The sequence below is a fragment of the Curtobacterium flaccumfaciens genome, assembly GCF_018598405.1.
Lineage (GTDB): Bacteria > Actinomycetota > Actinomycetes > Actinomycetales > Microbacteriaceae > Curtobacterium > Curtobacterium aurantiacum.
Map to the genome: position 1 here is coordinate 53,131 of NZ_JAHEWS010000007.1, position 12,736 is coordinate 65,866.

At 73.4% G+C, this 12,736-nt stretch carries 9 protein-coding genes; 4 read left to right on the top strand and 5 right to left on the bottom strand.

Features of this window, described 5'->3' with window-relative positions:
- Nucleotides 1-28 precede the first annotated feature (28 nt).
- Nucleotides 29-886 carry a TOMM precursor leader peptide-binding protein gene (locus KK097_RS06095; protein WP_214544055.1) on the top strand — a complete coding sequence of 286 codons (858 nt, stop codon included), beginning with the start codon at nucleotides 29-31 and terminating at the stop codon, nucleotides 884-886.
- Here the strand turns inward: KK097_RS06095 and KK097_RS06100 are convergent.
- Both KK097_RS06100 and nudC read right to left on the bottom strand, forming a co-directional pair.
- Nucleotides 777-2,552, bottom strand: a complete 1,776-nt coding sequence (locus KK097_RS06100; RefSeq protein WP_214544056.1) for an ATP-dependent helicase — start codon at nucleotides 2,550-2,552, stop codon at nucleotides 777-779. The two genes, KK097_RS06095 and KK097_RS06100, sit on opposite strands and share 110 nt — an antisense overlap.
- Nucleotides 2,549-3,484: an NAD(+) diphosphatase gene (nudC, locus tag KK097_RS06105; RefSeq protein WP_214544057.1), complete on the bottom strand. Its 936-nt coding sequence runs from the start codon at nucleotides 3,482-3,484 to the stop codon at nucleotides 2,549-2,551. Before nudC ends, KK097_RS06100 begins: the two co-directional genes overlap by 4 nt.
- A gap of 116 nt (nucleotides 3,485-3,600) precedes the next feature.
- Here nudC and KK097_RS06110 point away from each other — a divergent pair, with 116 nt between their 5' ends.
- Complete coding sequence (locus KK097_RS06110; RefSeq protein ID WP_214529043.1) at nucleotides 3,601-4,599, top strand: phosphotransferase; 999 nt, start codon at nucleotides 3,601-3,603, stop codon at nucleotides 4,597-4,599.
- 208 nt (nucleotides 4,600-4,807) lie between these two features.
- On the opposite strand, the gene KK097_RS06115 is transcribed toward KK097_RS06110, so the two are convergent.
- Both KK097_RS06115 and KK097_RS06120 read right to left on the bottom strand, forming a co-directional pair.
- A complete protein-coding gene (locus KK097_RS06115; protein ID WP_307858366.1) occupies nucleotides 4,808-8,188 on the bottom strand; it encodes an ATP-dependent helicase in 3,381 nt (1,126 codons plus the stop codon).
- Entirely contained in the window at nucleotides 8,185-11,340 is a 3,156-nt protein-coding gene (locus tag KK097_RS06120) for a UrvD/REP family ATP-dependent DNA helicase (RefSeq protein WP_214544058.1), read from the bottom strand. Before KK097_RS06120 ends, KK097_RS06115 begins: the two co-directional genes overlap by 4 nt.
- 128 nt (nucleotides 11,341-11,468) lie before the next feature.
- Between KK097_RS06120 and KK097_RS06125 the strand changes: the two genes are divergently transcribed.
- Together KK097_RS06125 and KK097_RS06130 are read left to right on the top strand one after the other, a co-directional pair.
- Nucleotides 11,469-11,693 carry a DUF3107 domain-containing protein gene (locus tag KK097_RS06125; RefSeq protein WP_214529041.1) on the top strand — a complete coding sequence of 75 codons (225 nt, stop codon included), beginning with the start codon at nucleotides 11,469-11,471 and terminating at the stop codon, nucleotides 11,691-11,693.
- Between the two features lie 4 nt (nucleotides 11,694-11,697).
- The gene (locus KK097_RS06130) at nucleotides 11,698-11,994 is read left to right on the top strand and encodes a hypothetical protein (RefSeq protein WP_214544059.1); all 297 of its coding nucleotides are present in this window, start codon (nucleotides 11,698-11,700) and stop codon (nucleotides 11,992-11,994) included.
- Between the two features lie 20 nt (nucleotides 11,995-12,014).
- Here KK097_RS06130 and KK097_RS06135 read toward each other — a convergent pair whose 3' ends face one another.
- Nucleotides 12,015-12,728 carry a ferritin-like fold-containing protein gene (locus KK097_RS06135; RefSeq protein ID WP_307858367.1) on the bottom strand — a complete coding sequence of 238 codons (714 nt, stop codon included), beginning with the start codon at nucleotides 12,726-12,728 and terminating at the stop codon, nucleotides 12,015-12,017.
- Between the last annotated feature and the right edge of the window lie 8 nt (nucleotides 12,729-12,736).

The window sequence follows — 12,736 nt, forward strand, 5'->3', positions numbered from 1 at the left end:
CTGCCGCACACTCCGGCACCGTGGGGTCATGGGCATCCGCATCGATCCGACGCTCGAGTTCGTCTGGCGTGACCCCGCCACGGTGCAGCTCGGGGTCGATCCCCCGCGTGCCGTCGTCGCGGTCCCCACGACGGGTGAGGAGCGGTTCCTCAGTGGGCTCCGGCGCGAGACCGGGCACGACGTGCTGTCGGGCCTCGCCGTCGCGTCAGGGTGTTCGCCGGAGCGCGCCGCCGGGGTGCTCGGAGCGGCGTCGCCCGCGGTGGTCGAGGTCCTGCCCGAGCCACTCGAACGGGTCGAGGTGCACGGCGACGGGATCCTCGCCGACACGGTGGCGACGTTCCTCTCCGGAGAAGGTGTGACGGTCAGCCGCACCTCCGCCCCGGCCGGGGGCCCGGTCGTCCTGCCCGACCCGGAGCCCCGGCTCGCCGTGGTGGTTGCCGACCACGTCGTCGACCCGGCACTCCGCGCCGCGTGGACCCGCCGGGGCGTCCCGCACCTGGCGGTCGTCGTCGGCGACGGACGCATCCGTCTCGGACCGTTCGTCGTCCCGGGAGCCGGGCCGTGCCTCCAGTGCGCGGAGTACGCGCGCGTCGACCACGACCCCGCCTGGCCGGCCATCGCGGCGCAGGTGTGGGGACGGCACCCCGCACCGCTGTCACCGTGGCGCTCGGCGGCGGTGGCCGCCGCGACGACGCGCATGCTGGTGGAACGCCTGCCGCTCCGGACCCAGCGTGCAGCACCCGACCAACTCGTCTTCGAGCGCGACGACCTGTCGGTCAGCCGTTCGACGGTGCTGCCCCATCCGCGGTGTGCGTGCCGAGCGCTGCCAGGAAGCGACTCGGAGCCCGGGCTCCCCCACGCCTGGAGCCCTGTTGCGACCACGTGATCGTCACCGACCGGCGGGCACGGGTGAGCCCGACGTAGAACAGACGCCGTTCCTCGTCCACCTCGGTGTCAGTGGTCGCGTGCGAGATCGGCAGGAGCCCCTCGGCAGCGCCGGCGATGACCACGTGCGGCCACTCCAGACCCTTCGACGAGTGCAGGGTCGCGAGGGTCACGGCGTCGACCTCGGGTTCGTGGTGCGTCGCCGCCCGGTCCACCAGGTCCTGCGTGAACTGCTGCATGGTCGTGCCGGCCGGCGCGTCCTCGGCGAGGCCCATGATCGCCTGCAGGGCCTCCCACTGCTCGCGGACGGCCCCCGTGCCCTCCGGCGGCGTCTCCGACCAGCCGCTGACCTGGAGCACCAGCCGGACCCGTCGGGTCAGCTCGTCGTCCGTCTGCCGGATCGCCTCGCCGCGCATGTGGTGGACGGCCAGCTTGACCTCCGGGCGGTTGAAGAACCGGGTCCCGCCCTGCACGCGGTACGGGATGCCGTTCCGGCCGAGTGCGGACTCGAGCGCGGCCGACTGCGCGCCGACGCGGAAGAGCACGGCGCATTCCCCGTAGGACGCCCCGGCACCGACGAGCTCGGCGATGCGGCGTGCGATCGTCTGTGCCTCGTCACCGTCGTGGACGCAGGACAGCACGATCGGTTCGGGGCCCGGCTCCTGGCTCTGGGCGATCAGGTCGAGCGCACCAGGCTGACCGCGCATCAGGGTGTTCGCCGCGTGCACGACCTCACGGGTGGAGCGGTAGTTCCGCTCGAGGCGCAGGACCGAACCACGCGGGAACTCCGACCCGAACCCCAGCAGGTAGTCGCTCGACGCCCCGGCGAACGAGTAGATGGTCTGGCTGGCGTCGCCGACGACGCACAGGTCGTCGCGGCCGCCGAGCCAGGCCCGCAGCAGGTCGTGCTGCACCGGCGAGACGTCCTGGTACTCGTCGACGACGAAGAAGCGGTACTGCTGCCGTACGTACGACGCCACCCGCGGCTCGGACTCGACCATGCCGAGGGTCGCGAGCAGGACGTCCTCGAAGTCGAGCTGCCGACGGTCGTCCTTCAGCCGCTCGTACGCCTTCATCAGGTCGATGACGCGGCGCGGTGTGGTGTCTCGCGGCATCACCCGGTCAGCCGCGGCGGCCTCGTACTCGTCGAGGGAGAGCATCTGCACCTTGCGCCACTCGACCTCGGCGGCCAGGTCGCGGAGCACCGGGGTGTCGACCTGCATGCCGACGGTGTCGGCCGCGTGCGCGATCATCCGCCCCTTGGACTCGACGATCTTCGGCGCGTGCCCGCCGACGGTGTCCGGCCAGAAGTAGCTGAGCTGCGCCATCGCGGCGGCGTGGAAGGTGCGCGCCTGGACGGTCCCGGCACCGAGCGCCCGCAGTCGGGAGCGCAGCTCACCGGCGGCTCGGGTCGTGAAGGTCAGCGCGAGGACGTGGTTGGGCGCGTAGGTGCCCGTCGCGACCCCGTAGGCGATGCGGTGCGTGATGGCGCGGGTCTTGCCCGTCCCCGCACCGGCCAGCACGGCGACCGGACCGAGCAGGGTGCGGGCGACCGTGCGCTGTTCGGCGTCGAGCGCGGCGAGCAGTTCGTCGGGCGACGGCGGCCGGGGCTCGACGGCCCCTGCACCGCCCGCAGCGGCTGCGCCACGTGGACCGGCGACGCTCACGGCAGGTCCAGCGGCCCGCCGTACCACTCCTCGATGATGGCGCGGGCGATCGAGGTGCGTCCCGGCAGCAAGAGGGTGTCCCCGGCACGCTGGCGGATCTCGTCGCGCGAGAACCACCGCACGTCGAGGATCTCCACCCCGTCGGGACGGGCGGTGGTCGGGTCGCCGCCGGCTGCACGTGCGCGGAAGCCCACCATCAGCGACGCGGGGAACGGCCACGGCTGCGAGCCGAGGTACTCGGGCTCCTCGACACGGACCCCGGACTCCTCCCAGACCTCGCGGCGGACGGCGTCCTCGAGCGACTCCCCCGGCTCGACGAACCCGGCGAGCAGCGAGTACCGGTTCGCGTCCCACGCGGCGTTCGAGCCGAGCAGGATCCGGTCGTCGGCGTCGACGACCCCGACGATGATCGCCGCGTCGGTACGCGGGAAGTGGTCGTGCCCCTCGGGGTCACGACGGACCCATCCACCGCTCACGACGGCGGTGGCCGACCCGGTACGCGGGGAGAACCCGTGCACGGCGTGCCAGTTGGCCATCGCCACGGCCTCGACCGCCAGGCCCTGGTCACGCGGCGACAGCTCGGTGCCGAACATCCGGAGGCTCTGCCACGCGTCGTCCGACGGTTCGATGGCGGTCGCCGTCCCGCCGTCGATGAAGGCGGCGACGAACCGGGTGCCCGCGGCGGCGTCCGGTGCGTCGGAGACGGCGCGACCGAGGTACAGGGTCACGGTGTCGACGGGGATCTCCGCCGCGGTCACGAAGCGCAGGGTGCCGTCGGGGTTCCGGAGCATCTCGGCTCCGCGCACCGGCAGGTACCGGGTGCGCTCGTCCTCGCGCAGGACACGCTCGAGTTCGTCGGTCGTGCGGAACTCGGCGTCGCGGTCGAGTTCGTTGCGGGAGAGCGGGAGCCGGGCGGCGAACTCGACGGTCACGGCGGGAGAGCTCCTCGGATCGGGTGCGGACGTGCAGGAGACGTGCGGTGGGTATGGAGGCCGCCGAACAGCGTGGCGTGCAGCCGTGCACGCGTCACGCGCCTACCCTGAGGGGCATGGCGGGATCCCAGTTCACTCTAGCCGCGTTGGCGACGACGGCCGTTCCAGGTCTCCTCGTCACGGGCACGCGCACGCTCGGCTCGGCCGCGGCCGGCGACTACGAGTCGGCGCTCCTCCGCGACGCCGACGGCACCGAGATCGTCATCCGCCGTCCCCGGAACCAGCGCGCCGAGGCCCGGCAGTCGGCCGACCTCGTCGCCATCCGTGCGTTGAGCGCGGGGATCCGCACACGCCTGCCGTTCGGTGTGGCCGAGTACCGCGGACAGGCACCGATCGGTTCGACGCGCGCCATCGTCACGACCCGCCTGGCCGGGACCCACCCGACCCTCGCGTCGCTCGTCGAGCGCCCGGACCTCGCCACCAGCGTCGGCCGTGCCGTCGCCGCGATCCACCAGCTGCCGACGAGCTTCGTCTCCGACGCCGGACTGCCCTCGCTGACGCCGTTCGAGGTGCTCCGCTCCGCCGTCTCGGTGATGGACCGCGCGGTGGCGACGAAACTCGTCCCCGCCGCGCTCGTCGAACGCTGGGAAGGTGCGGCGCGCGACCAGCAGCTCTGGCAGTTCACGCCGACCGTCGTGCACGGTTCGCTCGGCACCGGGGCGCTGCTCGTCGACGGCGATGCGGTCAGCGGGATCCTCGACTGGGGTGAGCTCCGGCTCGGCGACCCCGCCAAGGACCTCGCCTGGGTGCTCGCCGGCCGCCGTGACGCCTTCGACACCGTCCTCAGCGCCTACGAGGCGAACGGCGGCGGGCGTGACCGTCAGCTCGCACAGCGTGCGCGGGTGCACCACGAGCTCGAGACGGCGCACTGGCTGCTGCACGGCGTGCAGGCGAAGAGCACCGAGGTCGTCGACGACGCCGTCGCGATGATGCACCGCCTGGTCGACGCGGTCCACGCACCGAGTGCGGAGCCGCTGCAGTCCGTCTCACCGGAGACGATGGAGATCGGCGAGGTGGAGCAGTTGCTGTCCTCCACCGAGCGACGCCACGGCTGACGCCGTCGGCCTGCCCTTCGTGAGCAGGAATGGTCGGGTTGCTGCGGCGTACCCGACCATTGCTGCTCACGAAGGCCCGGCAGGGGCCGTGCTCGCGACCGCCTGGAGGCCCGGTGCCGTTTCCTGGGACCGGCTTCGGGCCTCCAGGGCGGAGCGCGCCCGTCCAGGGCGGAGCGCGCCCATCCAGGGCGAAGGGGCCCGCAGGACGTCAGCCGATCGCCTCCGACCACGCGCGCTCGAGACCGGCGCGGTCCAGCAGCTCGGTCGGACGGACCTCGAGGTCGTCGGCGACGAAGTAGAACACCGCGTCGACCTGGTCGAGCGGCCGACCGGTGAACTCGGCGTACGCGACGCGGTACAGCGCGAGCTGCAGGATGCGACGGGCGAGGTCGTCGGCGCCCGACGGTGCCTTGCCGGTCTTCCAGTCGACCACCTCGGCGCGCCCGTCGATCTCGTAGACGGCGTCGAGCTTGCAGACCACGCTGTGCCCGAGGAACGGGATGTGGATCTCCCGTTCGACCTCGATGGGGGTCAGCCCGGCCCACCGGGAGCGGGCGAACGTGGCCTGGAAGTCCGCCAGGCGGCGGGCGTCGTCGTCGGTGACCACGGCGTCCGGTGATGCGTCCGCGAGGTCGTCGGCGTCGAGGTCGAGTTCGCCGTCCCACACGTCGAGCGTCTCGAGGGCACCACCGCTCCGCGCCCGCTGCTCCACCCACTGGTGGAAGAGCGTGCCCAGCCGGGTGGCGCGGTACGGGCGCTCCGGCATCGGCCGACGGAGCCGCTCCGCCACGGAGTCGGGTTCTGTCAGGTAGTCCTTGAAGCCCGACGCCGGGACGCGGTGCGGGACGGCGACCGCGTGCTTCGCGTTCCGGGTGGCATGCCGTTCGGCGAGCAGCAGGTCGATGTCGGCCGCGAACCGACCGGAGGCACCGGGGTTCGCGTTCCGCACCCGCTCGGCGGCGGCCAGGACGCGCGGTGCACGCTGCCCGAACGGCACGTGCGGCCAGGTCTGGGTCGCGCCACTCTCACCCATCGGGTTCTCGTCGTGCACCGTGGTCTCCGGGATCGCCGCTCCGTCGATGACGCCCGCGTCGACCAGGTCACGGAGGTACCGGCTCGGCTCCGTCGGCCGGACACCACCGGCCCAGAAGGAGCCGGACACCAGCAGGTCGTGCTTGGCACGGGTCAGGGCGACGTACGTGAGTCGACGTTCCTCGTCCTCGTTGCGGGCCTTCACCTGTTCCTTGAAGGCGTCGATCGCCGTGGTGACGTCCTTCTGGGTCTCCTGCCCGCGCCACGCGAGCCGGGGCAGTTCGGCGGCGTCGCCGCGGAACTCGTACGGCAGTCGGCCGAAGCCGAGCCACCCGGACGAGCCCTCCTGCGGGCGCGCGGGCAACCCGCCCTCGACCATCCGGGGCACCGCGACGGCGTCCCACTCGAGGCCCTTGGACCCGTGGATGGTCAGGATCTGGACGGTGCCGGCCTCCGGTTCCTCGGACCGCGGGCCCATGTCGTCGCGCCGAGCGGCGGCGTCGATCCACCCGAGGAACGAGCCGAGGTCGGCACGGTCGTCGGTCGAGACGAACCCGGCGAGCTCGTCGATGAAGGCGTCGAGGTAGGCGCCGCTGCCCTGCTCGTGCGCGGCGACCTCGATGTCGAGCCGCATCTCCTGCACGACCAGGGTCACGAAGTCGACCAGGTCGCTTCCCGCACGGGACCGGAGCATCGCGAGCTGCCGGCCCAGGGCACGCATCCGGCTGCGACCGGCCGGGGTGATGCCCTCGAGCGCGCCGTGCTCGTCGGGGGCGGTCGCCACGAAGTCGAGCGCATCGACGATGGAGCCGTGCTCGCCGGCGGCCACGGAGGCCCGGAACGCAGCCGTCAACTCGTCGTCGAGGCGCTGCTGGGTGTGGTCGCGCTGGAACAGCCAACGGGCGAGCTGGTGCAGGGCGACGATGTCGGCCGCACCCACCCGCCACCGGGCTCCAGCGAGCAGCCGGATCAGGTCGTTGCCGGCGGCCGGGTCGTGCAGCACGCGCAGGCAGGCCACCAGGTCGACGATCTCCGGGCGCTGGAGCAGGCCCCCGGTGCCGAGCACGTGGTACGGCACCCCGCGGGCACCGAGCGCCGCCGTGAACGACGCCAGGTCCTTCCGTGCCCGCAACAGGAGCGCCATCGAGCCGGCCGGGTCCCGGCGGCGGCGGTCCTGGAACCAGGCGGCGACCTCGTCGGCCTCTTCCGGCAGGGTCTCGGGGAACACCACGCGCACGGTGCCGGCATCCGCACCGGGGCGCGGCGAGAGCCGCTCGACGTCCACCTCGGACGCCTCGGAGAGGGGCGCGACGATCGCGTTCGCCCCGGCGAGCACGTCGACCGGGTTGCGCCAGCTCGTCGACAGCGCGAACGTGACCGGTTCGGCGACCCCGGGCTCGTCGCCGCCGAAGTCGTGCGGGAACCGGGCGAGGTTCGCCGCACTGGCACCGCGGAACCCGTAGATGGACTGGTGCGGGTCGCCGACCGCCATCACCGAGTGCCCGCGGAACAGCCGGGCGAGGAACCGGGTCTGCACCACCGAGGTGTCCTGGTACTCGTCGAGGAGCACCACGCCGTACCGGCTCCGCAGGTCCGTCACGACCCGCGGAGCCGACTCCGCAGCGGCGAGCGCCAGGGCGATCTGGTCGGAGAACTCCACGAACCCGCGGTCGACCTTCTGTCGGCGGAACTCCGCGACGAGGTCGGCCAGGGGTTCGAGGGCACCGATGGCGGCGACCGCGTCGGTGATCGCCTTGTAGGGCTTGCCGCGGTTGCCGGGGAGTTCGAGCAGTTCGGAGAACTCCACTGCGAACCGGCGGAGGTCCTCGGGCTCGACGAGGTGCTCGGAGGAGGCTCCGGCGAGCGCCACCACGGCGGCGGTCAGCGTGTCGACGTCGCGGTCGAGCCCGGCGAGCCGGTCGTCGCGAGCGGCCACCACCACCCGGCGGGCGAGCTGCCAGGCCGATGGCTCGGTGAGCACCTGGGACTCGCCGTCGCGGCCGACGAGCAGCGCGTTCTCGCGGAAGACGGCGTTGGCGAAGGCGTTGTAGGTCGAGACGGTGGGCGCTTCGAAGGCGTCGCCGGGGGTGATCAGGCCGACGTCCTCGAGCGCGCGGATGCGGTCGTTGATGCGGACCGACAGTTCACCGGCGGCCTTGCGGGTGAAGGTCAGGCCGAGGACCTCGTCGGGGCGGACGTGGCCGTTGGCCAGGAGCCAGACGACGCGCGAGGCCATCGTCTCGGTCTTCCCGCTGCCGGCACCCGCGACGACGAGGGCCGGCACGAGCGGCGACTCGATGACGGCACGCTGCTGGGCCGTGGGGCGCGGGCGGCCGAGGGCGTCGGCGATGGCGTCGGCGCCGTGCCGGACGACGGGCGGAGCAGCGGCGGCCGTGCCGGCCATACCGGCCGCGCCAGCCACATCAGCCGCGCCGGCCACGCCAGCCCTGTCGGCAGTATCCGCCGTGTCGGTCGTGTCGGTCGTGTCCGCCGTGTCCGCCGTGTCCGCCGTGTCCGCCGTGTCCGCCGTGTCGGCCGTGTCGGTCGTCTCGCTCACCAGGTCACCTCCGCCACCACGTGGATCCGGCACTCGACGCCGGTCCGGGCCTTCTCGCAGTGGTCGTCCACGTTCGCCACGAAGGTCCTCCCGGCCATGCCCCGCGCCACACCGTGCAGTCGTTCGCGGTACGCCTCACGTGCCTGGGCGTCGAACGCGTGCTGCGTGCGCTCGGAGAAGGCGTTCCCGCCGCGGGGGTTCTGGACGAACACGAGCCGGGCATCGGCCATCGGCGATCCGGCCGGCACGCCCTCGACCGCGCCGTCCTCGACCGCGAGCTGGTAGGCGCCGAGCTGCGGGTGCTCGGGCATGTCGTTCTTCTCGCTGGGCATCGAACGGCCGGTCTTCAGGTCGACCACGCTGACGCGTCCCTCGGGGTCGACCTCGATGCGGTCGATGCTGCCCCGGATGCGCGCGGGCCCGGTGACGAGCGCGAACGAGGTCTCGGCGCCGAGCAGCCGTCGACCGGCGCTGGCGAACGTCCGGAGGTAGTCGCTCAGTCCCTCGATCATCCGCCGGGTGCGCGCGCGTTCGCGGTCGGCGACCCAGGGCGACTCGAACGTCAGCTCGTCCCACCGTGCCTCCACCCGGTCCCACAGCGACTCGACGTCGATCTCGGTGGCGTGCTCCATCGCTTCGTGCACGATCGTGCCGATGCCCATCGCGGGGCTCGGGGCGCCACCGCCGAAGGTCTGCGCGAACCAGTGCACCGGGCACTCCTCGAAGGTGCCGATCCGCGACGGCGACACCGACACGGCCGGTGCGACGGGCTCACCGCCCTCGACCTCGGGCGCAGGCTCGGCGTCGAGGTCGACCAGGGGGTCGTCCGTGGTCGGCTCGGCGAGTCCGTACCACTCGTCCGGGGCGGCGCCGGGCACCTCGGCCTCGGCCAAGCGGGCGAGGGCGGACGCGGCCTCGTGGTCACCCGAGGCGACGACCCGACGGCGCAGCGACCCGGCGAGGCCGCGCAGGGACAGCGGGTGCACCGTCGGCTGGCGGTCCGGCGGCACGGGGACGAGTCGGACGAAGGGCGACGGGGATTCGTCGTCGTTCGCGACGGTGCCGATGACGACCTGGGTGGTCGCACGCGACACGGCCCGGGCGAACAGGCGGAGTTCGTCGGCGACGACGGCGGCGCGGTCGTCGATCGGCGAACGTTCGACGCCGGCGGCGGCGCGGACCAGGCCGTCGGGGTCGAGCAGGCTGCCGCGGACCCGGGTGTTCGGCCAGACGCCGTCCTGCAGGCCGAGCACCACGACCACGTCGCACTCGAGTCCGATCGTCGCCGAGGGCGTCAGCACCCGCACCCGGCCGGCGGTCCGGTCCGGGCCGATCGAGTCCTCCGGCAGGTCGGCGCCGAGCAGGTCGTCGACGAAGACCCGCGCGGGGGCGTCCGGGGTGCGCTCGACGAAGCGCTTGGCTGCGGTGAACAGGCCGACGACGGCGTCCAGGTGTCGATCGGCCTCGCCGGCACCGACCCCGCCGGCTGCGGACTGGGCACCCCAGGACTTCGCGAGGCCGCTGCGTTCCCAGAGCCCCCAGAGGATCTCCTCGATGCTCGAGCCGGACTCGGCGTCGGTGCGGGCCTGCACCAGGCTCCGGGCCAGCCGGGTCGCCCGACGCGCGAAGCCCGCGTCCACCGTCGCGAGGCGCTCCGGTGCCCCCAGCGCGTCGACCAGCAGCTCGTCGGCGGTGCGGCTGCCGTCGCCCGCCAGTTCCTCTCGCCGCAGCGCGAGCCGGAGCCGTCGCATCGCCAGGGTGTCGAGGCCACCGAGGGGCCCGGTCGCGAAGGCGGTGGCCAGGGCCGCGTCGAGCGGCAGGACGCCGAGCGCCACAGCGGCCGCGTCGAGCAGGGCCCGCGCCGCCGAGTCGTCGCGCGGACGGACAGGTGCGGCACCGGCGGTCGCCGGGACCTCGGCCACGGAGAGCGCACGGACGAGCTCGGGGATGGCCGCACCGCTCCGGGTGACCACCGCCATCCGGTGCCAGGGCACGCCGTCGAGCAGCCGGTGTTCACGCAGCCGGCGGGCGATGGCGACCACGAGGGCGGACCGGCTCGCGGCTTCGAGGTGCACGACCGCGTCGGAGCGGGCGTCCGCGTCGTCCGCGGTCGCGCTGCGTTGCCGTCCGGCGGCTGCGGTGCCGATCCGGCCGGTGACGCCGGTGACCAGCGCGCGGATCGGGGCGGGGTGGCGGTGCACCGTCCGGAGGAAGAGCTCGTCGACGCGGTCCACTCCGAGCCGCACCGCGAGCCGACCGAGCACGTCCGGTTCGGCGCCGCGGAACGCCGACGCGGCGATGTCCGGGTCACCGAACGCCACGACCTGCACGCCGGAACGAGCGAGGGCCCCGAGCAGGGCGATCTCGCCCTCCACCAGTTCCTGCGTGTCGTCGACCACGAGCAGGCGGAGGGCGGCGATGCTCGCGGGCAGCTCCTGCCGCAGCACCGCTGCGGTGGCGTAGGCCACGAGCTCGCCGGAGTCGAGTCCGGTGGGCCGGAACGCGGTCACGGAGGCCCGGTAGTCGTCGACGAAGTCGCCCACCGCCCGCCACTCGGGGCGTCCGAGCTCGTCGCCGAGTTCCCGCATGTCGTCCGGTTCGACACCGGCGGCGACCGCGCGCATCATCACGTCGCGCAGAGCCGTGCGGAACCCCGCTCGCTCACGGACGACGGCGGTGATCGGGTCGGGCCACGCGGGTCCGGTGCCGTCGAGTTCGTGCCCGGCGAGCAGGTCGGCGATGATGCGGTCCTGCTCCCCGCCGGTGAGGAGCGTCGGCGGTTCCTGGTCCTGCGTCGCCGCCGCGTGGGTGACGATCTGGAACGCCAGGGAGTTCACGGTGCGAGCGAGGGCGCCCGGCACGACCCGGTCGACCGCCGTGGCCAGTCGGTCACGCAGCGCGGTCGCGGCCGTGCGGGACGAGGTCAGGGCGAGGACGGTCGCGTGGCCGTCCGGGGTGATCGCACCGGCGCGGTTCAGCCGGTCGGCGACGAGCCGTGCGAGCGTGGTCGTCTTGCCGCTGCCCGGCGCACCGATCACCGCGGCGTGACGGCCGTCCGGCAGCGCCAGCACCGCCGCCTGCGAGGGGTCATCCACCAGTGCGCGCGCGAACCCGGCATCCTCGGGAGCGGGCATCAGCGTGGTCTGCGGCACGCTCGTACGGTACCCAGGACCGCCGACAGCACCGCTGCGGACGCGCGGGGCTCTGGTCGTGTGACCGGCCGAGTGCGCCCGCGGCGAACGGCCGATACCGCACGGGACCCCTCGGATACGCTGTGGTCGTGGACATCAAGATCGGCATCATCAACAGCCCGCGCGAGATCGCGTTCGAGACCGCCCAGACCGCGGACCAGGTCGAGAAGGCCGTGTCCGAGGCCCTCACCGCGCAGGCGACCCACCTGTCGCTGCAGGACGACAAGGGCCGTCGCTTCATCGTGCCCGTCGCATCGCTCGCCTACGTCGAGGTCGGCGCGGAAGAGGCACGGCGCATCGGCTTCGTCGCCTGACGACGTGGAACTGCTCTTCGCCGTCCTCGGCGGCGTCCTGATCGGTGCCGTCGCGCACGTGGTCCTGCCGTGGCGGTCGAGCCGTGGCGTGCTCGTCGGCCCGGCGGTCGGCGGCATCGCCGCGGCCGTCCTCTGGGAAGCCCTGACCTGGGCCGGGTGGCGGTACGACGGCACCTGGATCTGGGTCGTGGCCCTGGTGGGGTCCGGCGTGGTCGCACTGGTGGTCGAGTGGCTGCTCGGGACGCAGCGCGACAAGCGCGACGCGGCGTACTACGAGCAGCTCAAGACCCGCGGCGCCTGACCCTCGAGCAGTCTGACCGCTCAGGCCGTCAGACCGAGGGCGTCCATCCGTCGGGTGTGCGCAGCGATGAGCTCGGTCCAGACCGGCTCGAGCCGCTCCTGGTCCTCACGGGCGTGCGACGCCAGTGCCGATCGCGCCACCAGCAGGGTGTCGCCGACCAGCCGTCGGCCCCACATCGCGAGCCGCGACCCGATCTGCGGGTCGTCCTCGATGTGTGCCGTGAGCTCCACGACGACCGCGGCTTCTTCACGCGCGTCGAACACCGAGCGCAGGCGCTGCCGCACGTCGACGGGCAGCGAGCGGAGCAGGTTGCCGAACAGGTCGTTCAGGATGCCGGCGGTGACGTACCCGGTCAGCATCGACTCGTACCAGTCGGCGCCGCTCGTGCGCTCGAGGAACAGGTCGATCGCCTCGCGGTGCGGGGCCATCAGCGCCGCCGGGTCCTCGCCGAGGCGCTCGATCTCGGCCACGATCGTCCGGTGCCGCTCGAGCGCCGTGGTCGCCAGGACCCCGGTGACCAGTCGGCCGGACAGGGTCGGAGCCGAGGCACCGGCCCGTCCCATCGTCTCGTAGACGGAGAGCTGCAGGTACGCGGCCTGCCCCAGGTAGACGTCGAGCTCGGGACTGACGTCATCGAGCGCGAGACGCTTGACCTGTGCGGCTCCGCGGGGGTTCCGCGATGCGAGCCATGCGGCAGCGAGCTGCGCCGCGCGCTTCCGGTTCCACCACGACACCACTCGAC

What these genes read in the sequence shown, in the direction of transcription:
- KK097_RS06095 (WP_214544055.1), top strand. Translation starts at nt 29, where the DNA reads ATGGGCATCCGCATCGATCCGACGCTCGAGTTCGTCTGGCGTGACCCC.
- KK097_RS06110 (WP_214529043.1), top strand. Translation starts at nt 3,601, where the DNA reads ATGGCGGGATCCCAGTTCACTCTAGCCGCGTTGGCGACGACGGCCGTT.